A 26,381-nucleotide genomic window follows, 5' to 3' on the forward strand; every position below is an offset into this window, starting at 1 on the left:
GCGTACTTGGCGAGCGGCCGGATCAGACCGTCTCGTCCGGCTTCTCTTCCGGCTTGTAGCAGAGCTTGAGGAGCAGCGCGGCGTTCGCGACACCGAGGCCGGCGGCGACCAGCGCGGGCTTCACGCCGGACGACTGGCGGCCGAAGAGCCGGTCGACCGAGTACTTGCCGTTGCCGAGGCCGGCCAGCGCGACGGCGGCACCGCCGACGACCGCGCAGTACTCCCAGCCGCCCTTGAAGACGAAGTAGCCCTTGCCGCGGTGGTCGGTACGCGCCGCCACGGACATGAGGCCGACGGTCGCCGCGGCCGGCAGCGGGTTCGCGATGCCGAGCGTGAGGCCGACGCCCGCGGCCATCTCGGTGCCGGCGGCCATCTTGGCGTGCACCTCGGCCGGCTTCAGGCCGAGCGCCTCGAACCAGCCGGTCGTGCCCTTGAGGCCGCCGGGGCCGGCGACCTTGTTGTAACCGTGTGCGAAGAGCATCGGACCGAGGGTGGCCCGCAGCACGAGGGCAGCAACGTCCTTGCCCGTGCCGTCTGCCGCCGCGGCCGCCTTCTTCTTGCCGAACATCGCCACCTACCTTTTCATCCGGGTTCTCCCGGATCGCACCGGCCTCGGACCGGTCCCGGGGAAATCACCACGCGGACCCGCGGACCGACCGGATCTGACCCACCGTCACATTGCGTAGGCAACTTACCGGACGCGACGCGAAAGCACCGTGGCGTGGGTCATTCCGGGGCCCGCGCGGTGACCCGCCCCGCGGCGTCCGCGTACACCAGCACCTCGGACCCGGCCCAGGCCAGCGCGGTCACCGGCGCCCCCGCGTACCAGCGCACCGACGGCGACGCCGCCCGCCGCACCGAGCCCGCACGCGCGTCCCACACCGCCACCGCCCCGTCGCCCCCGCCCGTCGCGATCACCGCGCCCCGGGCGGTGGGCCGCCACGCGGCGACGCCCAGGCCGATCGACGCGTCCAGGCGGCGCGGTTTCGGGCGCATCCGCCCGCCGCGGGCCGCCAAGTCCCACACGGTGAGGCCGCCGTCGCTCTGCGCGGCCAGCCACTGCCCGGACTCGTCCAGCGCCAAGCCGTCGATGAGGGCCGGGGTGGGCGTCGGCAGGTCCTCGGACGTGCCGCCGACGCCGCGGATGAACACCCCGGGCCCGTCGCCCGCCGCGCACAGCCACGCCCCGTCGGTGCCGCCCGCGAGCACGCGCACCGGAGCCGGGTACGACCACGCGGCGACCCGGCCGCGGGCCGAGTATGCGTACACGTCGCCGCCGACCGCGGCGGCCACCGAGCGGCCGCGGTCGAACCACGTGAGGTCGTCCACCGGCACCGCGCCGTCGACGGGGCGCCAGCGCTCCACGCCGGACGCGGCGTCGTAGACGACCACGGAGCCGCCGTACGCCACCGCGCACAGGTTGCCGTCCGCCCACGCGAACCGGGCCGGGTCGTCGGTGGCACGCATCAGCACCGCGCCGTCGGCCACCCGCCACAACGCGTACCCGCACGGCCCCGCGACCGCGGCCACCGCACCGTCCGGCGAGAACCCGACGCGGTGCGCGCCGCCCGGCAGCCACAGCTTGGCAATCGCCTGACCGGTCACGACATCGAGCAGATGCACGCCGCCGCGCGCACACGCAACCACGCACAGGCCGCCGGAGACCGCCAACGCGGCAGGTACGTCGTCGACTTGCCGTTCCCAATCGGGTGCGGGCCGGGTCGCCCGAGTCGCCATGGCAGCCATCGTGGTCCTCTCCTCCGGCTACGGGCGCTCGCCCCCGGAGCGGCCTACCGCGCGGCCAAGCCTCCCGGCGCCGTGTTACGGGGAGGAAAATTTCCTCGCTCGGTTGGGTTTCCGGGACGACGGAGGGCGGACGGCGAACTCCCCTGCGGACGCGCTCCCGTACTCCGCAAGTCATCCCACTCGGCGCATACCGGAACGCCCGGATCCGGCTCGTCGGCCGCGGCACCCCGCCCGGCCTCCCGCCGGGCGCGCGCGGCTGCTAGGAAGGGGTCCGACACGTCGTCGGCCATCGACCGAAGAGCGAGGGCATGCAGCAGAACACGTCAGCGCGGACACTGCGCCGCGCCGCCGTCATAGCGATGATCGCGGGCGTCCTCGCGATCGCCGCACCGGTCGGCGTACGCGCCCTGCCCGGAGCGTCCGACGACCAGCCGGTCCTGGCCGACACGGGCGCGTCCGGCAACGAACCACTGATCCTGACCGTGGGCGTCGCCATGCTCGCGGGCGGCGCGGTGGTCGTCGGCGCGGCCAAGTACCGCGCTTACCGCGTGGCCGGCGCGGAGGACGAAGACGAGGACTGGGACGAGGAGTTCGACGACGAATTCGACGAGTTCGACGAGGACTCGGAGGACGGGGAGTCGCAGGGCGAGGAGTCGGGCGCCGAGGGGCGGCCGGAGGCGGCGGCCGCCGGAAAGGCCGCGGCGGACACGGCCGCGCCCGAGGCACCCGCGGCTGCGCCCACGCCCGCCGAGCCGACGCCTCCGAAGCCATCCGCGGCACCGGAACGCCCGGCCCCGGAGGGGAAGAAGGCTGCGGCGGACTCCCCCGCGACACCGCCCGCGGACCGGGAGGAACCGACCGGGTCGGCGAAGTAGCCGAACACCCTCCCCCGCGCCCCGAGAACCACACCGCACAGGGGCACACCCGGGTTCGCGCACCGCTTCCCACCCGATCCGCAGACAAGCCGGCGGACGCGGTCGCTTGCGCGCGGTGCACAGGTCGGCGCCGGATTCGGGTGGCAGCTGCAACAACCCGTCGTGACCCGCGCCCGGCACGACGTCGCCCCTGACTCGACAAGTCGCCTGGCGCGAGTCCTCGCTGCGGCGCGCGGAGTTGGGCCGGAACGCGGAGTTGGGCCGGGCGGGGGCGGCGGGCGCGGGGGCTTCTCGGCGGACGGCGCAGCCGCCCACAATGCCCCCCACACGATCCGGCACTCCGCTGCCGCCCTCGATCGCCGTGGACGCGCCACGACCGCGCCCGGCCGCTCACGCCACGCGCCGAACGTCCTCGCGGTCGCCGGGTCGGCACCGGCGGGCCCGGCAGCGGCTTCGGCAACCGGGCCGACCTGCGTCCCGGCCGCCGTGGCCGCGCCGGCGCAAGCGCTGCCGCCGCGGGCCGCGCGACGAACCCGGCCGGGCCCGCGCCGCCGCCCGTCGTCCCTTTGCTCCGGCGCCCCTTGCTCCGTCGCGCCGTCGGGCGGCCTCTACCGCCCCGCGTCCACCGTCGCCTCCGGGCGGGGCCAGGCGTTGCCCTGCATGTCTTCGATCGAGCGGTTCAGCCGCATGAGCATCTCGAACAGCTCCGCGCGGTCCTCGTCCGTCCAGCCCGTGAGCACGCGTTCCAGACCGTGGTAGTAGCGCTCGCGGTCGGCGGCGTAGCGGCGGCGGCCTTCGTCGGTGGCGCGGAGCTTGCGGGCCAGGCCGCCGTCCGGGTCGGGGATGCGTTCCGCCAGTCCGCCGCGCAACAGCGCGGCAACCTGGCGGTTGACGGTCGACGTGTCCAACTGGAACGCTTCCGCGAGCTGGCCGATCGACATCGGGCCCGCCGCCTCCAGGCGGCTGATCAGCAGGTACGCCGACCGCTCCAGCAGCGGCCCGTCGACGTGCCGGTTGACCATCACCTGATGCCGCGCCAGAAGCATGCACTCGCGCTCGATGCCGGCCAGCATGGCGTCCCGCTCGCCGTCCTCCGTCACGTCGCCTCCCGGCACGTCGCATCCCTCCGGTCTTCCGCGGCGGGCTGCCGAATCGGTTCGCCGGATCTCCGGCAACCCTGTCGCCCCGCCAACGTCCGCGCACCGCGCGGGGTTCCGGCTCCGGCTCGGGCCGCGCCGGCACGGAAAGCCTATTCCGACCCCCCGTTATATGCACGATACATATCATGTGTATCGTGCATACGGTACCGACCCAGCCTCGGAGGGCACCACATGACCGCAGCAGCACCCCCGGCGACGCGTGACCGCAGTCCCGGTCTGATCGTCGCCGTCCTCGCTTTCTGCGGCATCGTCGTCTCCCTGATGCAGACGCTCGTCGTCCCGCTCCTGACCGACCTTCCGAACCTCCTGCACACCTCCGCGTCGAACGCCGGCTGGGTCATCACCGCGACCCTGCTCTCCGGCGCCGTGTTCACCCCGGTCATGGGCCGGCTCGGCGACATGTACGGCAAGCGCCGCATCCTCGCGCTCTGCCTCGCCCTCCTCACCCTCGGCTCCGTGATATGCGGGCTCAGCGACTCGCTCTTCCCGATGGTGATCGGGCGCATCCTGCAGGGCGGCTCCTTCGGCGTCATCGCCCTCGGCATGAGCCTGATGCGCGACGAACTCCCGCCCGCCCGCCTCGGCCCGTCCGTCGCGCTGATGAGCGCCACGCTCGGCATCGGCGGCGCGGTCGGCCTCCCGGTCGCCGCCCTCGTCGCGCAGAACGCCGACTGGCACATGCTCTTCTGGGGCGCCGCCGCGCTCGGCGCGCTCGACATCGTGCTCGTGCTGATGTTCGTGCCGGAGTCCCCGGTGCGCACCCCCGCCCGCTTCGACTTCCTCGGCACGCTCGGCCTGTCCGCGGGCCTCGTCGCGTTCCTCCTCGCGGTGTCCAAGGGCGCCGACTGGGGCTGGGGCAGCCCGACCACGCTCGGCATGTTCGCCGCCGCCCTGGTGATCCTGCCGCTCTGGGGCCTCGGCGAACTCCGCACCCGCGAACCGCTCGTCGACCTGCGCATCAGCGCCCGCCCGCAGGTGCTCTTCACCAACCTCGCGTCCGTCGTCATCGGCTTCGCGATGTACGCCCAGTCGCTGGTCTTCCCCCAGGTCCTCATGCTCCCCGAGGTCAGCGGGTACGGCCTCGGCAAGTCGATGGTCGTCACCGGCCTCGTCATGGCCCCCGCCGGCCTGGTGATGATGGTGGTCTCGCCGCTGTCCGCCAAGCTCTCCGCGGCGAAGGGCCCGAAGGTCTCGCTGTTCGTCGGCGCCGTCGTCACCGCGGCCGGCTACCTGATCTCGCTCGTCATGCTCGACGCCGTGTGGAAGATCGTCATCGCCACCAGCGTCTCCGCGGCCGGATGCGCCCTCGCCTACTCGGCGATGCCCGCGCTGATCATGCAGGCCGTCCCGATGCGCCAGACCGGCTCGGCCACCGGCCTCAACACCCTGATGCGCTCCATCGGCACGTCGTCGGCGGCCGCGGTCATCAGCATGATCCTCGCCAACATGACCTCCGACCTCGGCGGGCGTTCGATCCCGTCGCTGGGCGGCTTCAAGACCGCCCTGTGGGTCGGCTTCGCCGCCGCCGCGGCGGCCGCGCTGGTCAGCCTGCTGATCCCGGCCCGCAAGCCGGCCGGCGAGGCGGACACCGCCATGGCCTCGGGCACGCCCGTCGCTCCGGCCGCGGAAGCCCCCGCCGGAACACCGGCCGGAACGACGGCCGCAACCGCGGCCGGAACCGCCGCCGCGAACTGAGCCGCCGCCCGGGCGCCGATACCGCCCGGGCCCGCGCTTGCCGCGCCCCACCCCGCATTGTCGGTCGCCGACAGGGTCACGGCGGTGGGGCGCCGTCGTGTCCGTATCGGGGGTTGCCGCACGTGCGTCCACTCACCACCGGGGGTCCCCGGCACCTCGGCGGCTACCGGCTGCCGCGCCGGATCGGCGCGGGCGGCATGGGCCGCGTCTTCCTCGCCCGCAGCGCGCGCAGCGCCCGCGGCCGGCTGGTCGCCGTGCAGGTGATCCGCCCCGAACCGGCCGACGACGACGAGTTCCGCGCCCGCACCCGCTTCCGCGCCGAAGCCGACGCCGCCCTGCGCGTCGACGGACGATGGACCGCCCGCCTGCTCGACGCCGGTCCCGAGGCCGAACTGCCGTGGTTCGCCACCGCCTACCTGCCGGGCCCGTCGCGGTAACTCGCGGTACGGCAGCGCGGCCCCCTCCCCGGCCCCACCGTCCACGCCCTCGGCGGCCCCCGCCTGATCGACTTCGGCATCGCCCGCACCGTGGACGCGTCCACACTCACCCGCACCGGTGTCACGATCGGTTCACCCGCGTTCATGTCTCCCGAGCAGATCGCGGGCCCGCACGCGGGGCAGCCCGGCGACCCGTTCTCCCCGGCCTCGGCGCTCGTCCACGCGGCGACCGGCGAGACGCCGTTCGGACCCAAGGGCGACCCCGGCCTGCCGTTCCGCATCGGCGAAGCGGCACCGGACTTGCGCGGCGTCCACCCGCTGCGGCTCACCCGCCTTGGTCAACGCCGCCACCGCCGACCAAGGTGCGCGGCACCCGGCGGAACTCGCAGTCCCGGTCGGCCACCCCCATCCCCCAAGGCGTAAATCCCCCCGCACTGGGGGACCCGCATGGCGACACCCCACCCCGAATATCGCGTTCTATTGACCGTCGTCACTTTCGCTGGATAACTTGACGGCACGACCCCCCGCTGACTCAGGACGAGGTGGCGCTCATGGAGCTGTCCCCATCCGCCCACGCGGACACTTTCTGCCGGGATCGCCTCCCACCTTTCGACCACTGGCCCGAACTGCTTTTCGAGCTACCGGAGTTGACGTACCCCGAGCGGCTCAACTGCGCCCGCGTCCTCCTCGACGACGTCATCGAGCGCTTCGGCCCGGACCGACGATGCCTGCTCACCCCGACCGACGAGTGGACGTACGGCGAGCTGCTGCACCGCGCCCGGCAAGTCGCCCAAGTACTCACCGAGGACCTCGGCCTCGTGCCGGGCAACCGCGTGCTGCTGCGCGGCCCGAACAACCCCTGGCTGGTGGCCTGTTGGTTCGGCATCCTGCGCGCCGGGGGTGTGGTGGTGACCACCATGCCGCTGTTGCGCGCCCACGAGCTGAGCACGCTGTGCGCGATCAGCCGGCCGGCCGTCGCCATCACCGACCACCGCTTCGCCGACGAGCTGGAGGCCGCCGACGCCGGCAAAGCCGCGGTGATCTCGTACGGCGGCACCTCCGCGGACGACCTGGTCGCGCGCTGCGCCGGCAAGACGGGCGACTTCACGGCCGTCGACACCGCGGCCGACGACGTCGCACTGATCGGCTTCACCTCCGGCACGACCGGGAAGCCGAAGGCCACCATGCACTTCCACCGCGACGTGCTCGCCAACTCGGACACATTCGCGAGGCACATCGTCAAACCGCGGCCCGACGACCTGTTCACCGGCACGCCGCCGATCGGCTTCACCTTCGGGCTCGGCGGCCTTGTGGTCTTCCCGCTCCACGTCGGCGCCGCGACGCTGCTATTGGAACAAGTCACGCCGGAGCAACTCGCCGGGCTGATCGCCGCGCACGGCGCGACGGTGCTCTTCACCGCGCCGACCGCCTACCGGGCGATCCTGTCGAGCGGGCTCGCCGACCGCATGTCGGGCCTGCGGCGCTGCGTGTCGGCGGGCGAAGCGCTGCCCGCCTCGGTATGGGATGCCTTCCACGCCGAGACCGGGCTGCGCATCATCGACGGGATAGGCGCGACCGAGATGCTGCACGTGTTCATCTCGGCCGCCGACGACGACATCCGCCCCGGCGCGACCGGCAAGCCCGTTCCCGGATTCCGCGCGGAGGTCCTCGACGAGGCGGGACACGCCGTCGCCGACGGCGAGCCCGGCCTGCTGGCCGTCAAGGGCCCGACCGGGTGCCGCTACCTGGACGACGCCCGGCAGACGCAGTACGTGCGGCACGGCTGGAACATCACCGGCGACACCTACGTCCGCGACGCCGACGGCTATTTCTGGTACCAGGCACGCAGCGACGACATGATCGTTTCGTCGGGCTACAACATCGCCGGGCCCGAGGTCGAAGTCGCCCTGGCCAAGCACCCCGACGTCGCCGAATGCGGCGTGGTGGGCGCGCCCGACGAGCGCCGCGGCAAGATCGTCAAGGCGTACGTCGTGCTGCGCCAAGGCGTGGCGCCGGACGACGCCAAGGCAGGCGAGCTGCAGACCTTCGTCAAGGAAACCGTCGCGCCCTACAAGTACCCGCGTGCCGTCGAGTTCGTCGACGCGCTGCCGCGCACCTCGAACGGCAAACTCCAGCGCGCCGTCTTGCGCCGCTGGGCCGCCGAAGGCCGCTGATCCGGCGGACGGCGCGCCCCCGCGCCGTCCGCGCGCACCGAAGGGCACCACCGATGGAAGACCCCACCCCGAACCCCGCCCCGACCGCCGCCGAGCCGGCGAGCGTCGTCGTCGAACGCCGCGTCGAATGGTCGGACACCGATGCCGCGGGCCACCACCACTTCTCCGCGGTCCAGCGCTGGGCCGAAGCCGCCGAGGCCGTGCTGCTGGGCAGGCTGGGCCTGCGCAACCTGTTCGGCAGCACCCCGCGCGTGCACTACGAAGCCGACTTCCTGCGGCGCCTTTGGTTCGGCGAGACGGTGCGCGTCGAGCTGCGCGTCACCAAGGTCGGCACCAGTTCGCTGCATTACGCCTTCGACGTGCGCGGCAGCGAAGGCGTCGCCGCGACCGGGCGCATGGTGGTCGTCAACTCCCCGGCGACCGCCACCGCGTCGACGCCGTGGCCGGAGGCGGTCCGCGACGCGCTGACCCAGGCCGGCCCGCAGGATCCGGAGACCTACGCGACACACACCACCACCGATATATAGCGAAAAAATAGCGATCGACAATATGACGCGATAGATTCGTGTCATGGCACCACCAGGAGGAACCGTGCGCGTAGCAGTCATCGGCGGTGGACCGGGCGGGCTGTACTTCGCCGTCCTGGCCAAGCAGCTGTCCCCGGACTGGGACATCACGGTCTGGGAACGCAACGCGCCCGACGACACGTTCGGCTTCGGCGTCGTGTTCTCCGACGAGACCCTCGACGGCATCGCCGACGCCGACCCGCGCGTGCACACGGCCATGTCCGCGGAGTTCGCCCGCTGGACCGACATCGACATCCGCTACGGCGGCCGCACCCTCACGTCGGGCGGGCACGGCTTCGCCGCCCTCGGCCGCAAGCGGCTGCTCCGGATCCTCCGGGAACGCTGCGCCGAGCTGGGCGTCGACGTGCGCTACCGCACCCCGGCCCCGCCCGTCGACGAACTCTCCGCCGCCTACGACCTCGTCGTCGCCGCGGACGGCGTGCGTTCGGCGGCCCGCGAGCGGTACGCCGACGTGTTCCGGCCCGACCTGGACGAGCGCAACTGCCGCTACATGTGGCTGGGGACCGACAAAGTCTTCGAGGCGTTCACCTTCATCGTCACGGAAGGAGACTTCGGCGTCCTCCAGGTCCACGCGTATCCCTTCGACGCCACACGCAGCACGTTCATCGTCGAGATGGCCGAAGACTCTTGGCACCGGGCGGGATTCGCCGACCTCGCCGCACGCGACCTGCCCGTGGGGCAGAGCGACACCGCGAGCATCGACCGCTGCGCGGACATCCTCGCCGAGCACTTGGACGGGCACCGGCTGCTGCCGAACAACTCCCGGTGGATCCGCTTCACGACCGTCCGCAACGCCACCTGGCGGCACGGCAACGTCGTCCTGCTCGGCGACGCCGCGCACACCGCGCACTTCTCCATCGGTTCGGGCACGAAGCTGGCCATGGAGGACGCCCTCGCCCTCGCGGCCTGCCTGCACGAGCACGCGGACACCGATACCGCCCTCGCCGCGTACGAGGCCGAGCGGCGCCCGGTCGTCGAATCCACCCAGCGCGCCGCGCAGGCGAGCCTGGAGTGGTTCGAGAACATCGACCGGTATACGGGCCGCCCGGCCGAACAGTTCGCGTTCAACCTGCTGACGCGCAGCCGCCGGGTCACCTACGACAACCTCCGGGCGCGCGACGCCGGCTTCGTCGGTGCGGTCGACCGCTGGTTCGGCGGGCGGACGGACGGCTCCACCCCGCCGATGTTCCGGCCCTTCCGCCTCGGGGGAATCACGCTCTCGAACCGCGTGGTGGTGCCGCCGCTCGCCACCTACTCCGCGGCGCGCGGTGTACCGGGCACGTTCGAAGCCGCCCATCTGGGCACCCTCGCGTTCGGCGGCGCCGGGCTGGTCGTCGCCGGCATGACCGCCGTCACGCCCGAAGGCCGGGCGACCCCGCAGTGCCCGGGACTGTGGAACGACGAACAGGAAGCCGCCTGGCGCCGCATCGTCGACACCGCCACCGCGCAGACCGACGCCGTGCTCGGCATCCAGCTCACGCACGCCGGGCGCCGCGCCGCACGCACGGTCCCCGGCCCCGACGGCACCAGCAGCGCCCTGCGGGACCTCGGCGGCCCGACCGTCGCCGCCTCGCCGCTCGCGTGGGACGACACGAGCAGCACCCCGGCCGAGGCGACCCGCGCGGACCTCGACCGCATCCGCGACGCCTTCTCCTCCGCCGCCCACCGCGCCGACCGGGTCGGCTTCGACGTCCTCGAACTGCAATTCGGGCACGGCCACTTCGTCTCCGGATTCCTGTCGCCGCTCACCAACCGGCGCACCGACGAATACGGCGGCTCACTGCCGCACCGCCTGCGCTACCCCCTCGAGGTGCTGCACGCGGTACGCGCCGTGTGGCCTGCCGACAAGGCACTCGTGGTGCGGATCTCCGCGTGCGACTGGGCCGACGGCGGAACGACCGAGGCCGACGCCGTCGAGATCTGCCGCGCGCTCGCCGCCGCCGGAGCCGACGCCGTGGACGTGTCCACCGGCGAAGTCGTGGCCGGAGAACGCCCCGCCTACGGCCGCAGCTACCAGACCCCCTTCGCCGACCTGATCCGCAACGCCTGCGGAATCCCGACCATCGCCGTCGGCGCGATCTCCACCTACGACGACGTCAACTCGATCCTGCTCGCGGGCCGCGCCGACCTGTGCGCGGTCGGGCGGGCCCACATGTACGACCCGCTGTGGACGCTGCACGCCGCCGCGGAACAGGGGTACGCCGGACCCGGCGCCGCCTGGCCCGAACCCTGGCGCCCGGGCAGCCGGAAGCCGCCCGGCGCCCGCACCGACCGCGTGCCGCCGCGGCTGCACCTGCTCCGCGACGCCGCCGAAGACGTCCCGGCGCGCTGGACACCGCAACCGCCCGTCCTGTCCGCCGCCTCGGGCGGGTGACCACCGCCACCCGACCGAGGACCGCCGAGGAGCCCGCATGCAGAACCTGATGGACCACCAGCGCGACGACCTGCCGCGCTTCACCGCCGCCGCCGTACAGGCCGCGCCGGTGTTCCTCGACCCGGCAGCCACCGTCGACAAGGCCGTCGCCCTCATCCACGAGGCCGCCGGACGAGGCGCACGGCTCGTCGTCTTCCCCGAGGTGTTCGTCCCCGGATACCCGTACTGGAACTGGACGATGAACCCCGTCCAGGGCTCGCCCTGGTTCGAGAAGCTCTACCGCGCCTCGGTCGACATCCCCGGCCCGCACATCGACCGGCTCCGCGCCGCGGCGCGCGCGGCCGGCGCCGTGGTGGTCATCGGGGTCAACGAACGCGGCGCGCACAGCGTCGGCGAGCTGTACAACACGATGGTCACCATCGGCGCGGACGGGACGGTCCTCGGCGTCCACCGCAAACTCGTCCCGACCTGGGCGGAGAAGCTCACCTGGACCGGCGGCGACGCGAGTTCCCTGCGCGTCCACCCCACGCCCGTCGGCCCGCTCGGCGTGCTCGCGTGCGGCGAGAACACGAACACCCTGGCCCGCTTCACCCTGCTGGCCCAAGGCGAACTCGTGCACGCGGCGAGCTACATCGCCCTCCCGGTGGCACCCGCCGACTACGACATGGCCGAGGCCATCGCCGTCCGCGCCGCCGCGCACTGCTTCGAAGGCAAGGTCTTCACCGTCGTCGCCTGTTCGACCATCTCCCCGGAGATCGTGGACGCGGTCGCCGGGGACGACGACGAGGTCCGCAAGCAGCTCTCCCGCCCCCGCAGCGCGCTGTCCGGCATCTTCGGCCCGGACGGCCGCCCGGTCACCGAACCGCTCGTCGACGACGAGGGCATCGTCTACGCCGACATCGACCTCAACCGCTGCGTCCAGCCCAAGCAGATGCACGACATCCTCGGCCACTACAACCGCTTCGACATCTTCAGCCTGCACGTCGACAACACGCCGCGCCGCCCGGTGACTTTCGCCGTCGACCCGGAAACCCACACCGCAGCCGCCGTCCCTGCCGGGGACGGCGGCTGCGCAGAGGAGGAGTCATGACACCGCGGGGAACCCGTCGGGACGACACCGTGCTCGGCCGCGCACGCGTGTCCGACACCCCGGAGTTGGAGGCCTACTACGCCGAACTCGCCGACCGCGAGGCAGGCGCGCTGTGGACCGTCGCCAACAAGATCGAGCCGTGGTACCCGCAGCCGCAGTCCGCCCCCGTGCTCTGGCGCTACGCCGAACTGCGCCCACTGGTCCGCAAAGCCCTCGACCTGGTCTCCGCCGACGACGCCGGCCGCCGTGTCGTCATGCTGGTCAACCCTGGCCGCCGCGACGTCAGCGCCGCCGTGGGACTGCTCTACACCGGCCTGCAGATCATGGGCCCGGGAGAGTCGATGACCGCCCACCGGCACCAGGCCGCGGCACTCCGGTTCGTGCACGAAGGCACCGGCGCGTGGACGATCGTCGACGGCGAGAAACTCCGCGTCGGCCCCGGCGACTTCGCCATCACCCCCAACGGCACCTGGCACGAGCACGGCAACGAAGGCGACGACGGGCCGGTCATCTGGCAGGACGGCCTCGACATCCCCCTGGTCAACGCGCTCGACGCCGGCTTCTACGAAGTCCACCCCGACCTGCACCAGCAGCCCGGCAAAGTCGTCAACGCATCCGTGGCCACGTACGGCGGCAACCTGCTGCCGTACGGCGCGGAGAAGTGGGCCCGGCCGTACTCGCCCCTGCTCGCCTGGCCGTGGGAAGCCACCTACGCGGCGCTGCGCGGCTTGGCCGACGCCGCCGAGGGCTCCCCGTACGACGGTGTGATCGCGGAGTACACCAACCCCGTCACCGGCGGCTCGGTCATGCCCACGATGGGCGCCCACATGCAGTTGCTCCGCCCCGGACAGGCCACGCGCGCCCACCGCCACACCGGCTCGGTCGTCTACACCGTCGCCAAGGGGCGGGGTGTCTCCGTGATCGCGGGGCAGCGCTTCCCGTGGCGCAAGGGCGACATCTTCGTCGTCCCGTCCTGGGCGTGGCACGAGCACGCCAACCTCGACGACTCCGACGACGCCTGCCTGTTCTCCTTCGACGACTTCCCCGTCATGCGCTCGCTCGGCTTCCGGCGGGAAGAGGCGTATGCCGACAACGACGGACACCAGCCGACCCTCTGACCGGCACGACCAAGGAACCCCTATGCGACTGATCACCTACACCCTCGGCGGCGGTGCGCCGCGGTTCGGTGCCGTGGCCGGCGACCGCGTCGTCGATGTCGCGGCCCTGGCCGCCGCCCACGGCGCGGACGTGCCCTCCGACTTGCTGTCCGTCGTCCAGGCCGGGCCGGACACCTGGGACCGGCTGCGGACTTTGCTGGCCTCGGCCTCCCCGTCCGACGCGGCGCACGCTCTCGCGGACGTCGGCCTGCGCGCCCCGCTCCGCCCCGGCAAGGTCGTCGGCATCGGCCTCAACTACGTCGAGCACGTCGAGGAGTCCAGCCGCAGCCTCGACACCGCCAAGGAACTCCCGGACCGGCCGGTCCTGTTCGGGAAGCCCGCCACGGCCGTCACCGGCCACGGGCAGCCGATCCTGCACAACGGCGACCTGACCCGGCAGCTCGACTGGGAATGCGAACTCGCCGTCGTCATCGGCCGCACGGCGTTCCGGGTCGCCGAAGACGACGCGTGGGACCACATTTTCGGCTACTCGATCATGAACGACATCAGCGCCCGCGACCAGCGCCGCTCGGGCCAGTGGTTCTTCTCCAAGGGCCAGGACTCCTACTGCCCCTTCGGTCCCGCCGTCGTCACCGCCGACGAGATCGCCGACCCGCTCGACCTCGACGTGTCGCTGCGCGTCAACGGCGAGACCAAGCAGAAGTCCAACACCCGCCACATGCTGTTCCGGATCCCGCGCCTGATCGCCGACATCACCTCCGGCATGACCCTCGAACCGGGCGACGTCATCTCGACCGGGTCGCCGTCCGGCGTCGGCGCGGGCATGGTGCCGCCGCAATTCCTGTGGCCCGGGGACCTGGTCGAGGCGACCGTCGAGGGCATCGGCACGCTCGCCAACCCCGTCGTCGACGCCCGCTGAGGATCCGGAGCCCGCCATGCCGCCCACCGCACCTCGTACCTACCGGATCGGCCAGATCGTGCCGAGTTCCAACGTCACGATGGAAACGGAGATACCCGCGATCCTGCGGGCCCGTGAGCGCATCGCGCCCGAACGGTTCACCTTCCACTCCAGCCGTATGCGCATGACGCACGTGACACCCGAACAGCTCAAAGCGATGGACGCGGACTCCGACCGCTGCGCCGACGAACTGTCCGACGCGCACGTCGACGTGCTCGGATATGCGTGCCTGGTCGCCATCATGAGCATGGGCCTGGGCTACCACCGCGAGTCCGAGGCCAGGCTGCACGCGCGCACCGCCGCCAACGGCGCGCCCGCCCCCGTGGTCACCAGCGCCGGGGCCCTCGTCCACGGCCTGCGGACGCTCGGCGCCGCCAAGGTGGCCCTGGTCGCGCCGTACATGATGCCGCTCACCCGCACGGTCGTGGACTACCTGCGCCACGAAGGCATCGACGTGCTGGACTTCACCGCGCTCGAGATCCCCGGCAACCTCGACGTCGCGGCGCATGATCCGCTGCGGCTCCCGGGCATCGCCGCGTCGCTCGACCACGCCGACGCCGACGCGGTCGTGCTGTCGGCGTGCGTGCAGATGCCGTCGCTCGCCGCGGTCGAGGAGGCGGAGCAGAAGCTGGGCAAACCCGTTGTCTCGGCGGCCATTTGCACGGCGCACCAGATGCTCCGCGCACTGGACCTGCCGGCCGTGGCACCCGGCGCCGGACACCTGCTCTCGGGTGTGTACGCCGACTCTCCCCCGGCCGGGGCCGAACGGTAGGGCGGCCCGGGGGCCGGTAAGATCGCCGCCGCACATGTCCTGGAGGCGATCATGGCCGAGAGCGCGACCACCCGACCCAGCTCACTCATCAACACCATCTACGGCGCGTTCGTCCGGCCGTGCGGCGGGTGGGTCTCGATCGCCGACCTGATCACCTTGATGGCGGAACTCGACGTCGACGCGCCGGCGGTCCGGTCGGCCATCGCCCGCCTGAAGAAGCGCGGCACGCTCGTCGGGGAGCGGCGCACCGGCACCGGCTACCGCCTGAGCCCCGCGATGGGCCCGGTCTTCGACGAAGGCGACCGGCGGATCTTCGGCAACCTCGACCCGGCCCGGCTCGAGGACGGCTGGGTCATCGCGGTCTTCTCGGTCCCCGAGAGCGAGCGGGCGCACCGCCACCAGCTGCGCTCGCGGCTGACCTGGCTGGGTTTCGGCAAGGTGTCGCCCGGGGTGTGGGTCGCGCCGGGCCGTCTCCTCGACGGCACCCGCGCGACGCTGAAGCGGGTCGGCCTGAGCGACTACGTCCATCTCTTCGCCGGCGACTACGCCGCGTTCGCCGACCTGCCCGCCGCGGTCAGCGCGTGGTGGGACTTCCCGGCGATCGAAGAGCAGTACGCGTCCTTCACCGCCCGCTACGGGCCCATGGCCGCGTCGCTGCGCGCCGCCGAGGAGATCGAGCCGGACCGGGCGTTCCGCGACTACGTGCCGATGCTGACCGAGTGGCGGCGGCTGCCGTACCTCGACCCGGGCCTGCCCACCGAGCTGCTGCCGGACGACTGGAACGCGGTCGAGGCCCGGCGGGTGTTCACGGAGCTGCACGAACGCCTCGCCGGGCCGAGCCTCCGGCACGTGCGGAAGGTCACCGGGCTGGCCGAGACCGGGGCGGAGAGCGGGACGGAAACCGGGGCCTGAGCCCGCGCGTGTGCCGCGCTCAGGCCTCCGGCTCCGCCCGGTTCTCCAGGTCGACGTGCCTCACGGTCCGGGTCGCCGCCTTGCCGGCCTCACCCCGGCACCATCAGCCGCTCCCGCAGCGACGCCAGTGTCCGGGCCAGCAGCCGCGACACGTGCATCTGGGAGATCCCGACCCGCTCCCCGATCTGGGCCTGGGTCAGGTTGCCGTAGAAGCGCATCACGAGGATCGCCCGCTCACGCCCGGGCAGCTCGGCGAGCAGCGGCCGTAGAGCCTCGCGGTACTCCACCAGGTCCAGCTCGTGGTCCTCGGCACCGAGGCGGTCGCCCACCGTCTCCTGGCCTTCGGCGTCGCCGTAGGCCGTCTCGTCCAGGGAGGTCGCGGTGTAGACCGTGCACGCGTCGAGGCCTTCGACCACCTCCTCCTCGGTGATCCCGATCCGTTCGGCGAGTTCGCGCGGGGTCGGGGTGCGGCCGAGGGTCGCGGTCAGTTCGTCGGTGGCGCGGAGCAGTTCGGTGCGGAGTTCGCGGAGGCGCCGCGGCACCCGGACCGACCACGACGTATCGCGGAAGAAACGTTTGATCTCGCCGATGATCGTCGGCATGGCGTAGGCCATGAAGCTGCTGCCGCGGTCGGCTTCGTAGCGGTCGATGGCCTTGATCAGGCCGATCGTGCCGACCTGGACGATGTCCTCGACCGGTTCGCCGCGGCGCCGGTAGCGGCCCGCGGCGTGCCGGACCATCGGCAGGTTGAGTTCGACCAGCAGGCCGCGCACGTAACTGTGCTGGGCGGTGCCCGGCTCCAGCCGGGCCAGCCGGGCGAGCAAGGCGTCGCCGGCCTCCCGGGCGAGCGGGGTGGGCAGGTGGTGGAGCAGTTGCGGATAAGCGAGCAGTTCGTCGACGTTGACGCCCGGCTCGTCGACCGGCTCTTCGGCCGGCTCGTCGGCGAGGTCGCCGGGCGGCAGCTCGGCGAGGTCGTCGGCCAGGCCCTCGGACGGTTCGCCCGCGGGCGTTCCGGCGAGTTCCTCGGCCAGGTCGTCGGCGAGGTCGTCGGCAAGCGCGCGGGGGTCGGCACCAGCGGGCACGCTCGTGGGCTCGGCCTTCGCGAGCCGGGGGCGCTGGCCCCGGGTCACGGCGGCGTCGTCGAGGCGCACAGCCATACAAGGTCTCCCAAACCGGACGGACATATACCGAAACCCCGAGCGGACCCGAGTCTGTGACGTCGGACACGCGAGAGCAAGAGCCCTGAAGAGTTACGGAAGCCACCAAAACACCACAAAAACGGATGCTACCGGTGAAAACGCGCCCACGGCGGGGCCGAAAAGCTGCAAAAAATCCGATGAGACGCCCCCCGATCGGCGCAACGAAAACGCCGCGCGGGGACGTCCGGTCCCACGGAGTCGGACGACTCCGGGACCCGACGTCCCCACGCGGCGCTGTGTCTCACACCCGGCGGGCACGCAGCCGGGCGACCGTGGACGGGCTAGCCGACGACCACCAGCAGGTCGCCCGCCTCGACCGACGCGACCGTGTCGATCGCGAGGCGCTGCACCGTCCCGGCCGCCGACGCGGTGATCGACGCCTCCATCTTCATCGCCTCGATGGTGGCCACCGTCTGCCCGGTCTCGACCGCGTCGCCGACGCCCACCTGGAGGGTGACGACGCCGCTGAACGGCGCGGCGACGTGGTTCGGGTTGTCCGGGTTGGCGCGCTCGCTCTCCGGGCGGGCCGGCTTGACCGACCGGTCGCGGACCGACAGCACGCGCGGCTGGCCGTTCATCCGGCAGTACACGGTGCGGTAGCCGCGCTCGTCGGCCTCGCCGATCGCCTCCACCGCGAGGTAGAGCGCGACGCCCGGGGACAGCTCGACGGTCAGTTCCTCGCCCGGCTTGAGGCCGTGCAGGAACGCCTGGGTCGGCACCACCGACACGTCGCCGTAGAGGCGGCGGGCTTCCTCGAAGTCGCGCGCCGGGCCCGGGAAGAGCAGCCGGTTGAGCGTCCCGCGCACGTCGTCGCCGTCGAGGGCGGCGTCCTGCTCGGGGGTCAGCGCGACGGTGCGCGGCGCGGTGGTGTTGCGGCCGGCCAGCGCGCGGGTGCGGAACGGCTCGGGCCAGCCGCCGGGCGGCGTGCCGAGTTCGCCCTGCAGGAAGCCGATGACGCTGTCCGGGATGTCGAACGCCGCCGGGTCGTCCTCGAACTTGGCCGGGTCCGCGCCGACCGCGCTGAGGTGCAGCGCGAGGTCGCCGACGACCTTGGACGACGGGGTGACCTTGACGATGTTGCCGAGGATCCGGTTGGACGCCGCGTAGGCGTCCTCGATCTGCTCGAACTTGTGGCCGAGGCCGAGCGCGATCGCCTGCTGGCGCAGGTTGGACAGCTGGCCGCCGGGGATCTCGTGGCGGTACACGCGGCCGGTCGGCGCGGGCAGGCCGGACTCGAACGGCGCGTACACCTCGCGCACCGCGGCCCAGTACGGCTCCAGGTCGCACAGTGCGTCCAGCGACAGCCCGGTGGCCCGCGGCGTGTGGTCGGTCGCGGCGACGATCGCGGACAGCGGCGGCTGGCTGGTGGTGCCCGCCAGCGCGGCCGACGCGCCGTCGATCGCGTCGACGCCCGCCTCGATCGCGGCCAGGTAGGTGGCCAGCTGGCCGCCCGCGGTGTCGTGCGTGTGCAGGTGGACCGGCAGGTCGAACCGCTCGCGCAGCGCGGACACCAGGGTCCGGGCGGCGGGCGCGCGGAGCAGGCCGGCCATGTCCTTGATGCACAGCACATGGACGCCGGCCTCGACGAGCTGCTCGGCGAGCCGCAGGTAGTAGTCGAGCGTGTAGAGCTGCTCGCCCGGGTTCGCGAGGTCGCCGGTGTAGCAGAGCGTGCCTTCGGCGATGGCGTGCGTGCCGAGGGTCGCTTCGATCGCGGGGCGCATCGCTTCGATGTCGTTGAGCGCGTCGAAGATGCGGAAGATGTCGATGCCGGTGGCGGCGGCCTCTTCGACGAACTTCGCGCACACCTTGTCCGGGTACGGGGTGTACCCGACGGTGTTGCGGCCGCGGAGCAGCATCTGGATGTTGAGGTTCGGCATGGCCGTGCGCAGCGTGCCGAGCCGCTCCCACGGGTCCTCGGTGAGGAAGCGCAGCGCGACGTCGTATGTCGCGCCGCCCCACGCCTCGACGCTCAGCAACTCCGGCGTCAGCCGCGCGACATGCGGGGCCGCGGCGGCCAGGTCGAAGGTGCGCACACGTGTCGCGAGCAGCGACTGGTGCGCGTCGCGGAACGTGGTGTCGGTGACGGCGAGCGCCTCCTGGGCGCGCAGCGCGTCGGCGAAGCCCTTCGCGCCGAGTTCGAGCAGCCGCTGCCGGGAGCCGGACGGGGCGTCCGCGTCGGCCGCGGGGGCCGGGAGTTCCGGCAGCTTGGTGCGCGGGGCGGCGAGCGCGGGCGCGGGCCCGTGCGGCCGGTTCACGGTGACGTCGGCGAGGTAGGCGAGCAGGCGGGTGCCGCGGTCCGCGCCGGCGCGGGCGCGCAGCAGGTCGGGGCGGTCCTCGATGAACGAGGTCGTGACCTTGCCGTCGCGGAACTCCGGGTCGTCGAGGACGGCCTGGAGGAACGGGATGTTGGTGGCCACGCCGCGGATGCGGAACTCGGCGACCGCGCGCCGCGCGCGGGCGACGGCGTCGCCGAAGGTGCGGCCCCGGCAGGTCAGCTTGACCAGCATCGAGTCGAAGTACGGCAGGACTTCGGCGCCGGTGAAGGTGCCGCCGTCGAGCCGCACGCCCGCGCCGCCCGGCGAGCGGTACGCGGAGACCGTGCCGGTGTCCGGCCGGAACTCGAGCGACGGGTCCTCGGTGGTGATGCGGCACTGCAGCGCGGCGCCCTGCACCCGGATGTTCTCCTGGGCGAGCCCGAGGTCGGCGAACGTGGCGCCGGACGCGATGCGCAGCTGGGACTGCACGAGGTCGATGCCGGTGACCTCTTCGGTGACCGTGTGCTCGACCTGGATGCGCGGGTTCATCTCGATGAACACGTAGCGGCCGCGCTCGTCGAGGAGGAACTCCACGGTGCCCGCGTTGCGGTAGCCGATGGTCTCGGCGAAGCGGACGGCGTCGGCGCAGATGCGGGCGCGCAGCTCGGGGTCGAGGTGCGGTGCCGGGGCGATCTCGACGACCTTCTGGTGGCGGCGCTGCACGGAGCAGTCGCGCTCGTACAGGTGCACGACGTTGCCGTCGGCGTCGGCGAGGACCTGCACCTCGATGTGCCGCGGGCGGACGACGGCCTCTTCCAGGAAGACCGTCGGGTCGCCGAACGCGGTCTGCGCTTCGCGCATCGCGGTCTCGACGGCGGCGCGCAGGTCGTCGCGGCGGTCGACCCGGCGCAGGCCGCGGCCGCCGCCGCCGGCCGCGGCCTTGACGAAGATCGGGAAGCCGATCTCGTCGGCGGCGGCGAGCAGCGCCTCGATGTCGTCCTGCGGGTCCGCCGTGCGGAGCGTCGGCAGTCCGGCGCTCTTCGCGGCTTCCAGCGCCCGCACCTTGTTGCCGGCGAGCGACAGCACGTCGGCGTTGGGGCCGACGAAGGTGATGCCGTTGGCCTCGCAGGCTTCCGCGAGCAGCGGGTTCTCGGAGAGGAACCCGTAGCCCGGGTAAATCGCATCGGCTCCGCACGCGATGGCGGCGTTGACGATGGTGTCCACATCCAGGTACGCGCGGAGCGGGTGGCCGCGCTCGCCGATCTCGTAGCTTTCGTCGGCTTTCTGGCGGTGCAGGGAGTGGCGGTCCTCGTATGCGTAGACGGCCACCGTGGCGATGTCCAGCTCGGTTGCGGCACGCAGCGCTCGCACGGCGATTTCGCCGCGGTTGGCCACCAGCAACTTGCGGATCACGTGCTACCTACCCTCCTTGCCCGGTCGCCCGGGGATTCCGGTCGGAATGCCCCGAACCCTAGGACAGGAGTACTGCTCCCCCGCAGGCCCGGTCCATATGCCGGGCACCGAGTGTGACTATGGGACAACGCTTCTGACCAGCGGGAATGCCGTTATTTCCCGTGGTTCGGGCGGTTCTGTGACCTTGCTCTCAAGGGTGTCGCGGCGCGTCGCGGCCGGAGATTTTGCGGGATCACCGGGATTTCCGCGGAATGTTCACCGCATGATCCAGGTGTCTTTCGCGCCGCCGCCGCGCAGCGAATGCACCAGCAGGCTGCGGAACGGCGCCGACCGGGTGAGGGCGACGGGCAGCACGACGGGGCCGCCGGACTGGCAGACGAAGGCGCGCAGGTCGACCGCGCGGGGTTCGAAACGTTCGCCGGTGAACGTCGGATGGGTGGACAGCGCCACGGTCTCCTGCGCGACCCAGTGCCGGGGGTCGGCGGCGATGTCGCTGCGGGCCTGTTTGAGTTCCTGGTCACCCGCGTCGGGGCCGATGACGATGCCTTCGCCGCCGTAGCCGTCGACGGGTTTGACGACCAGTTCGTGCAGGTGGTCGAGGACGTACGCGAAGTCGTCGGGGTCGCCGCACAGGTAGGTGCGCACGGACGGCAGCAGCGGCCGCTCGCCGAGGTAGTACTCGATGAGGCGGGGCACGTAGGCGTACAGCACCTTGTCGTCGGCGACGCCGTTGCCGAGCGCGTTGGCGATCGCGAGGGTCCCGGTGCGCACGGCGGCGAGCAGGCCGGGGCCGATCGGGCGGCGGTCGGCGCCGGTCGCGGCGGCGAGGACGTCTTCGTCGACGCGCCGGTACAGCACGTCGACGGGGTAGGCGCCGTGCCGGCCGCCGGTGACGACCACCCGTCCGCCGACGAACCTCAGGTCGCCGGGGGTGACCACGGGCACGCCGAGCGCGTCGGCGAGGAAGCGGTGCTCGAACCACGCGGGGCTGTCGGGTCCTTCACTGAGCACCGCGACGACGGGGTCGCCCGCGGTGCGCGGCGGGGCCGCGGCGGTGAGCGCGGCGTGCAGCAGCGCGGGCACCTGATCGGGTTTCAGGACGGCGGTGCCCGGGTCGAGTTCGGGCAGCACGGTGGCGGCGAGCCGGCGGGCGGCGAGCGCGTAGGCGAGCCCGGCGGGCATGTTGAGGTTGTCTTCGAGGACGAGCCACTCCCCCGTGCCGTCGCGCACCAGGTCGATGCCGGCGAGGCTGATGCGCACGGTGTCGGGGGGCAAGTGCCCGCCGGTACCGCGCAGGCCGGGTGCGCCGTCGACGACCCAGCCGGGCACGATCCGGTCGCGGACGACCTGGCGTTCGCCGTGCACGTCGTGCAGGAACGCTTCGAGGGCGGCGACGCGCTGGGCGAGGCCGCCGCGCAGCCGGGCCCAGTCGTCGCCGGCCACCACGCGGGGCAGCAGGTCGTAGGGGTAGAGCCGGGGCTCGTCGGCGCCGTCGGGGCGGAACAGGGTGCCGTCGACGCGCTGGAGTTCGTCGCGGGCGCGGGCCCGGACCCGCAGGCGGGCGGCGCCGAGGCGGGTGAGCGCGGCGACGGGGGCCGCGTAGGCGGGGCGGACCCGGCCGTCCGGGCCGAGCGCTTCGTCGAACGCGGCGCGGTAGCCCTCGAACAGGCCGGGGGTGCGCGGCGCGGGCACCGAGCCGGCGAGCCGGACCGCGGTATCGGCCCGGGTCTGTGCGGCGACCAGGTCGACGGCGTCGGCGAGCGAGCCGCCGCGGGCGACGGCGGCGCGCTGGCGGGCAGCGGAGCTGCCCCGGCCGAGGGCGGCGATCGCGCAGCCGGACGCGGTGTCCCAGTCGCCGAGGTCTTCCAGGTAGGGGCGGACGGTGGTCAGCAGCGCGTCCACGACGTCGGCCGCGGGCGCCGTGTGCAGCCGGATCGGGTGGACGAGTTCGCTTTCCAGCCCGGACCGGGCCGCGCGCCACGTCGCGGCGCGCAGCCACTCCTCGCGCATCCGCGGCGGCCGGGCGCCGTCGACGGCCTTGTGGCAGCCGCGCACCACCAGGGCGCGGAACAGCGCGGCGAGCATCACGACGTCGTCGACGTCCGGGCACGAGTCGGTGATGCGGAGTTCCAGGGTGGGCAGGTGCCGGGACGGGCGGGCGTCGTAGTAGACCATCCCGGCGTCGGCGATCACGCCGGACCGCAGCAGGCCTTCGACCATCTCGTCGTATTCGGCGGCCGACGCGAACGTGCCGGCCGGGCCGGAGGTGGGCCAGCGCCGCCACACGGTGCTGCGCCAGCTCGCGTAGCCGGTGTCGCCGCCGAGCCAGTAGGGCGAACTCGCGGACAGCGCCAGCAGAACCGGCAGCCACGGGGCGAGCCAGGGGAGGGCGGCGACGGCCAGGTCGCGGTCCGCGACGCCGACGTGCACGTGCGCGCCGCAGATGAGCTGCTCGTGCGCGAGCCGCTGGAAGGAGTCGACCATGCCCAGGTAGCGCGCGTCGGCCGTGACGGGGATTTCCTCGACGCGGGCGAGCGGGACGGTGCCGGCCGCGACGATGGCGAGACCGGATTGTTCGGCGGAGTCCGCGACTTCATGTCTCGATCGGACCAAGTCCGCTCGCAGGTCCGAGAGTTCGGTGTGCGGGTGGCTGTTGGTCTCGATCTCGGACTGGTGGAGTTCGGCCGTGAAGCCCTTGGCGGGCAACCGGTCGAGGACCTCGCGGGCGCCCGGCACCAGATGCCTGGTGTCGAGCCCGACGAGGTGGAACTCCTCTTCGACCCCGCAGGTGACCGCGCGTGTCGCCCCAGCACTGCCGCTGCCCATTTCGACAGCGTACTGTTACCCAAAAAGCGACGTACAGTTACTTCGTGGTCGAGTTATGTCCGTGTTGATCAATGTTCGGCACCGTTGAGCGGTGCTGTCACCGTCCGTGTCACTGTGCCGTGGCAAACCGGCGGCACGCTGACGGACCGTGTCCGAACCGCGGCCGCGGCGCCCGGGGTTCCGCGTTCGGCGGAGCCCCGGGCATCACGGAACGGATCCGAACCGGCTCCGAACCGACCCCGAACCGGCCCCCATCGGCTCGGGACCGGTTCCGGATCGGCTGGGCTCAGAGGTGCGGCAGGATGGCCGGGACCAGCGCGTCGATCGTGTGCGCGACGGCCGGGGCGCCGATCGCGGTCATCGTCCAGCCGCCCTCGCCGTCCCGGACGATCTTGGCGAAGATCTTCGCGTTGTGCGTGCCGGTCGGGACGACTTCGTACCGGGCGAGTTCGGCACCGGTGGCGTCCTCGATCAGCCGGCAGTACGCCGCGGAGATCTTCGAGAAGTCCGCGCCGGAGAACGAACTCGCCGTGAACACCAGCGCGGTGACCCGCGAGGGCAGCGCGGCGAGGTCGACGGTGACCGTCTCGTCGTCGCCGTCGCCCTGGCCGGTCACGTTGTCGCCGCTGTGCGAGACCGCGCCGTCCTTCGACTTGAGCTGCCGCGCCCACACGCTGTCCACCAGGTGGTGGTCGGCGTCGAACAGCAGGCAGGCGGCGTCCAGGTCGACACCGGTCAGCGCCTGCAGCCCGGGGCGCAGAGTCGTGTGCCTGACCGGGTCCCACCCCAGGCCCATGTGCACCCGGCCCAGCTCCTCGCCGTCCTTGCCGAGCGCGACGCGCGCGCCCTGGGCGAGTACTACCGCCATCTCGCAACCCCTCCCTGAGTCCCCCGCGGGCGCTTCGCGCCCCTGTCGTCGTACCGCACCCGCGCGATCCGCGGGGCATGGTCCAGCTGCAATCCTGGGACCCGGGATCGGCCGCCACGGGCGACTTGGGCGGATGTTGGGACGATCATGACCAGGCCGGTGCCGGGTGAGCGCGGTGTGCAGCGGGCCGCTACGGTCGGTGGCCGTGCCCACTGCTCCGCCGGACCCCGCGGCCGGCCCCGACGCCTCCGACGCCTCCGATGCCCCTCGGACTCCCGACGCCGAGACGGTCCAGGCGGCGCTGGCCGACTGGTGCCCCGAATACCGGCCGCTGGTGACGCCGTCGCCGGGCGAGGAACCGGTGTCCATGGCGGCCTGGTCCGATCCGGCGTGGCTGGCCGCCCGGGTGGCCGCGTCGCACCGCCGCTACCGCACCGACGACGCGCGGGTCGCCGCGACGCTGTGGTGGTTCTCGGCGAGCACGGCCCTGCTGACGCCCGCGTTGGCGACGCTGGTGGTCACCCGCTGGGCGGTCGACCCTCGGCCGGCCGCGACGGTGCTGCACATGCGGCGCGACGGCCTGCCGTCCGGCGCGCGCTCCTCGGGCGTGGCCGGACAGGACCCGGCCGCCGTGGGTGCGGTGGTGGGCGAGGCGGTGGCGGCGTACATCGACGCGCTCGCGGAGGCCGCGCCGCTGCGGCCCCGCGCCGGGTGGGCGATCGCGGTGGACACGATCGCGGGCGCGCTGCTGCGCGCCGGGACCACGATCGGCGAACCGGACGCCGCGGCGGCCCTGGCCGCGCCGTTGGTCGCCGCGGCCGGGAGGGCCGCGGGCGTCGGGGTCCCGCGGCCGCGGTTCACGGCGTTCCCCGGCATGACGTTCGTGCACCGCACGTCGTGCTGCCTGCTCTACCGTGCCCCGGGCCAGCCGATGTGCACCAGCTGCCCGGGCCGCCGCCCCGCCGAACGCGAGGCGGACCTGCGGAACTTCGCGGAGCGCTACGGCCGGCGCTGAGCGGGGTCAGGCGCCCGGCAGGTGCACGCCGCCCCCCTTGGGCGCCTCCGTCGTGGCGCTCGCGGGCGGCGCGGCCACGTCGACCGTGCGGCCGTACTCCCACTCCATGTGGCTGCCTTCCGGGTCCTCCATGCGCACCGGCAGCAACCCCGCGGACAGGGACAGCGACAGCGTGAGGGTGTCGGGACCGCTGCGCCCGCTCACCTGGACGACCTGCTGCCCGGCGACGGTCCGGACCGACAGCTTCTCCTTCGGGCGGAAATCGCTCAGCATCATCGCCGGATTGGCGACGTCGGCGATGCCGACGAAATCCTCCCACCCGGCGAAGGATTCGGTGACGTGCACGTACTTCTTGCTGAGCGCCTCGGCCGTGGCGGCCGGTGCTTTCGCCGACTGCGTCCAGAACACCTTGTCGCCCTTGATCCAGGCGTCGCCGTCGATCCTGCGGACCTCGGCGTGTGCCGAGCCGAGGGCTATGGTGCCTTGGAAGTCACGGGTGTCCAGGTCGACGAGCAGGTCGTAGGCGATCGTCCCTTCCTCGTCGGCGAACTGCGCGACGACCCGCACCGTCGGTTCGGAACCGGCGGCCTTCCGCGCGCGCTTGAGCAGTTCGTCGGCCGGCAGCTCCGCCAGCCGGTCCGGCGGCAGCGATCCCGTCGGCACGGGAGATGCACTCCCGCGCGGCGTCGCGGTAGCCGACGTGCTGGGCGACGCCGACGACTGCCCGACCGCCTCCGGGAACGGATGCTGTTTGGCCTGCAACCGCCCGCACGACGTGAGCAGCGCGACCCCCGTCACCGCGACCGCGACCGTGCGCATGACCGGGCCGCCGGCCCGTCGAGCACCCATGGAAAACCGCTCTCCCCCCGCTGTTCGCGCACGCCCCACCCGACGTGCCGTGCGGAAG

At 72.9% G+C, this 26,381-nt stretch carries 21 protein-coding genes; 13 read left to right on the forward strand and 8 right to left on the reverse strand.

The genetic code is table 11. From position 1 onward, the window contains the following. Positions 1-22: 22 nt before the first annotated feature. Together ABEA93_RS21325 and ABEA93_RS21330 are read right to left on the reverse strand one after the other, a co-directional pair. On the reverse strand, positions 23-568 hold the full coding sequence (locus ABEA93_RS21325) for a DoxX family protein (protein ID WP_345677260.1): 546 nt from the start codon (positions 566-568) through the stop codon (positions 23-25). A 158-nt stretch (positions 569-726) separates the two neighbouring features. Further along, on the reverse strand, positions 727-1,737 hold the full coding sequence (locus ABEA93_RS21330; RefSeq protein WP_345677261.1) for a WD40 repeat domain-containing protein: 1,011 nt from the start codon (positions 1,735-1,737) through the stop codon (positions 727-729). Positions 1,738-2,054: 317 nt separating this feature from the next. On the opposite strand from ABEA93_RS21330, the gene ABEA93_RS21335 reads away from it, so the two are divergent. Then, the gene (locus ABEA93_RS21335) at positions 2,055-2,621 is read left to right on the forward strand and encodes a hypothetical protein (protein WP_345677262.1); all 567 of its coding nucleotides are present in this window, start codon (positions 2,055-2,057) and stop codon (positions 2,619-2,621) included. A 608-nt stretch (positions 2,622-3,229) separates the two neighbouring features. On the opposite strand, the gene ABEA93_RS21340 is transcribed toward ABEA93_RS21335, so the two are convergent. Beyond that, positions 3,230-3,694 (reverse strand): MarR family winged helix-turn-helix transcriptional regulator, encoded by a 465-nt coding sequence (locus ABEA93_RS21340; protein ID WP_345677418.1) that lies wholly within the window; start codon positions 3,692-3,694, stop codon positions 3,230-3,232. Between the two features lie 258 nt (positions 3,695-3,952). Between ABEA93_RS21340 and ABEA93_RS21345 the strand changes: the two genes are divergently transcribed. The 11 genes from ABEA93_RS21345 to ABEA93_RS21395 all read left to right on the forward strand — a co-directional run bounded on the left by ABEA93_RS21345 (position 3,953) and on the right by ABEA93_RS21395 (position 15,898). Further along, positions 3,953-5,476: an MFS transporter gene (locus tag ABEA93_RS21345; protein ID WP_345677263.1), complete on the forward strand. Its 1,524-nt coding sequence runs from the start codon at positions 3,953-3,955 to the stop codon at positions 5,474-5,476. A gap of 122 nt (positions 5,477-5,598) precedes the next feature. After that, positions 5,599-5,913, forward strand: coding sequence for a protein kinase family protein (locus ABEA93_RS21350; protein WP_345677264.1), 315 nt, complete (start codon positions 5,599-5,601; stop codon positions 5,911-5,913). Positions 5,914-6,003: 90 nt separating this feature from the next. Next, positions 6,004-6,336, forward strand: coding sequence for a protein kinase family protein (locus ABEA93_RS21355; protein WP_345677265.1), 333 nt, complete (start codon positions 6,004-6,006; stop codon positions 6,334-6,336). A gap of 128 nt (positions 6,337-6,464) precedes the next feature. After that, the gene (locus ABEA93_RS21360; RefSeq protein ID WP_345677266.1) at positions 6,465-8,087 is read left to right on the forward strand and encodes an AMP-binding protein; all 1,623 of its coding nucleotides are present in this window, start codon (positions 6,465-6,467) and stop codon (positions 8,085-8,087) included. A 53-nt stretch (positions 8,088-8,140) separates the two neighbouring features. Next, positions 8,141-8,614, forward strand: coding sequence for an acyl-CoA thioesterase (locus tag ABEA93_RS21365; protein ID WP_345677267.1), 474 nt, complete (start codon positions 8,141-8,143; stop codon positions 8,612-8,614). 64 nt (positions 8,615-8,678) lie between these two features. After that, on the forward strand, positions 8,679-11,048 hold the full coding sequence (locus tag ABEA93_RS21370) for a bifunctional salicylyl-CoA 5-hydroxylase/oxidoreductase (RefSeq protein WP_345677268.1): 2,370 nt from the start codon (positions 8,679-8,681) through the stop codon (positions 11,046-11,048). Positions 11,049-11,085: 37 nt separating this feature from the next. Beyond that, positions 11,086-12,138: a carbon-nitrogen hydrolase family protein gene (locus ABEA93_RS21375; protein WP_345677269.1), complete on the forward strand. Its 1,053-nt coding sequence runs from the start codon at positions 11,086-11,088 to the stop codon at positions 12,136-12,138. Continuing rightward, entirely contained in the window at positions 12,135-13,256 is a 1,122-nt protein-coding gene (locus ABEA93_RS21380) for a cupin domain-containing protein (protein WP_345677270.1), read from the forward strand. The genes ABEA93_RS21375 and ABEA93_RS21380 overlap by 4 nt, the downstream gene beginning before the upstream one ends. 22 nt (positions 13,257-13,278) lie before the next feature. Beyond that, entirely contained in the window at positions 13,279-14,175 is an 897-nt protein-coding gene (locus ABEA93_RS21385) for a fumarylacetoacetate hydrolase family protein (protein ID WP_345677271.1), read from the forward strand. Between the two features lie 16 nt (positions 14,176-14,191). Beyond that, positions 14,192-14,986, forward strand: coding sequence for a maleate cis-trans isomerase family protein (locus ABEA93_RS21390; RefSeq protein ID WP_345677272.1), 795 nt, complete (start codon positions 14,192-14,194; stop codon positions 14,984-14,986). A gap of 51 nt (positions 14,987-15,037) precedes the next feature. Then, on the forward strand, positions 15,038-15,898 hold the full coding sequence (locus ABEA93_RS21395) for a PaaX family transcriptional regulator (protein ID WP_345677273.1): 861 nt from the start codon (positions 15,038-15,040) through the stop codon (positions 15,896-15,898). A gap of 89 nt (positions 15,899-15,987) precedes the next feature. On the opposite strand, the gene ABEA93_RS21400 is transcribed toward ABEA93_RS21395, so the two are convergent. The 4 genes from ABEA93_RS21400 to ABEA93_RS21415 form a co-directional block, all read right to left on the reverse strand. Beyond that, complete coding sequence (locus ABEA93_RS21400; RefSeq protein ID WP_345677274.1) at positions 15,988-17,055, reverse strand: RNA polymerase sigma factor SigF; 1,068 nt, start codon at positions 17,053-17,055, stop codon at positions 15,988-15,990. A gap of 323 nt (positions 17,056-17,378) precedes the next feature. Continuing rightward, positions 17,379-20,765: a pyruvate carboxylase gene (locus tag ABEA93_RS21405; RefSeq protein WP_345677275.1), complete on the reverse strand. Its 3,387-nt coding sequence runs from the start codon at positions 20,763-20,765 to the stop codon at positions 17,379-17,381. Between the two features lie 255 nt (positions 20,766-21,020). Then, positions 21,021-23,591, reverse strand: a complete 2,571-nt coding sequence (locus ABEA93_RS21410; protein ID WP_345677276.1) for a glutamate--cysteine ligase — start codon at positions 23,589-23,591, stop codon at positions 21,021-21,023. Between the two features lie 286 nt (positions 23,592-23,877). Next, a complete protein-coding gene (locus ABEA93_RS21415) occupies positions 23,878-24,459 on the reverse strand; it encodes a TerD family protein (RefSeq protein ID WP_345677277.1) in 582 nt (193 codons plus the stop codon). Between the two features lie 205 nt (positions 24,460-24,664). Between ABEA93_RS21415 and ABEA93_RS21420 the strand changes: the two genes are divergently transcribed. Continuing rightward, positions 24,665-25,474, forward strand: a complete 810-nt coding sequence (locus tag ABEA93_RS21420) for a (2Fe-2S)-binding protein (protein ID WP_345677278.1) — start codon at positions 24,665-24,667, stop codon at positions 25,472-25,474. 6 nt (positions 25,475-25,480) lie between these two features. Here ABEA93_RS21420 and ABEA93_RS21425 read toward each other — a convergent pair whose 3' ends face one another. Further along, positions 25,481-26,323 carry a hypothetical protein gene (locus ABEA93_RS21425; RefSeq protein WP_345677279.1) on the reverse strand — a complete coding sequence of 281 codons (843 nt, stop codon included), beginning with the start codon at positions 26,321-26,323 and terminating at the stop codon, positions 25,481-25,483. Between the last annotated feature and the right edge of the window lie 58 nt (positions 26,324-26,381).

The organism is Yinghuangia aomiensis (genome assembly GCF_039542225.1).
Taxonomy (GTDB): Bacteria; Actinomycetota; Actinomycetes; order Streptomycetales; family Streptomycetaceae; genus Yinghuangia; species Yinghuangia aomiensis.

Excerpts from the sequence above, each read along its gene's own strand:
- ABEA93_RS21325 (WP_345677260.1), bottom strand. The coding sequence starts at position 568 with ATGTTCGGCAAGAAGAAGGCGGCCGCGGCGGCAGACGGCACGGGCAAG.
- ABEA93_RS21330 (WP_345677261.1), bottom strand. The coding sequence starts at position 1,737 with ATGGCGACTCGGGCGACCCGGCCCGCACCCGATTGGGAACGGCAAGTC.
- ABEA93_RS21335 (WP_345677262.1), top strand. The coding sequence starts at position 2,055 with ATGCAGCAGAACACGTCAGCGCGGACACTGCGCCGCGCCGCCGTCATA.
- ABEA93_RS21340 (WP_345677418.1), bottom strand. The coding sequence starts at position 3,694 with ATGCTGGCCGGCATCGAGCGCGAGTGCATGCTTCTGGCGCGGCATCAG.
- ABEA93_RS21345 (WP_345677263.1), top strand. The coding sequence starts at position 3,953 with ATGACCGCAGCAGCACCCCCGGCGACGCGTGACCGCAGTCCCGGTCTG.
- ABEA93_RS21360 (WP_345677266.1), top strand. The coding sequence starts at position 6,465 with ATGGAGCTGTCCCCATCCGCCCACGCGGACACTTTCTGCCGGGATCGC.
- ABEA93_RS21365 (WP_345677267.1), top strand. The coding sequence starts at position 8,141 with ATGGAAGACCCCACCCCGAACCCCGCCCCGACCGCCGCCGAGCCGGCG.
- ABEA93_RS21375 (WP_345677269.1), top strand. The coding sequence starts at position 11,086 with ATGCAGAACCTGATGGACCACCAGCGCGACGACCTGCCGCGCTTCACC.
- ABEA93_RS21380 (WP_345677270.1), top strand. The coding sequence starts at position 12,135 with ATGACACCGCGGGGAACCCGTCGGGACGACACCGTGCTCGGCCGCGCA.
- ABEA93_RS21385 (WP_345677271.1), top strand. The coding sequence starts at position 13,279 with ATGCGACTGATCACCTACACCCTCGGCGGCGGTGCGCCGCGGTTCGGT.
- ABEA93_RS21390 (WP_345677272.1), top strand. The coding sequence starts at position 14,192 with ATGCCGCCCACCGCACCTCGTACCTACCGGATCGGCCAGATCGTGCCG.
- ABEA93_RS21395 (WP_345677273.1), top strand. The coding sequence starts at position 15,038 with ATGGCCGAGAGCGCGACCACCCGACCCAGCTCACTCATCAACACCATC.
- ABEA93_RS21400 (WP_345677274.1), bottom strand. The coding sequence starts at position 17,055 with ATGGCTGTGCGCCTCGACGACGCCGCCGTGACCCGGGGCCAGCGCCCC.
- ABEA93_RS21410 (WP_345677276.1), bottom strand. The coding sequence starts at position 23,591 with ATGGGCAGCGGCAGTGCTGGGGCGACACGCGCGGTCACCTGCGGGGTC.
- ABEA93_RS21415 (WP_345677277.1), bottom strand. The coding sequence starts at position 24,459 with ATGGCGGTAGTACTCGCCCAGGGCGCGCGCGTCGCGCTCGGCAAGGAC.
- ABEA93_RS21425 (WP_345677279.1), bottom strand. The coding sequence starts at position 26,323 with ATGGGTGCTCGACGGGCCGGCGGCCCGGTCATGCGCACGGTCGCGGTC.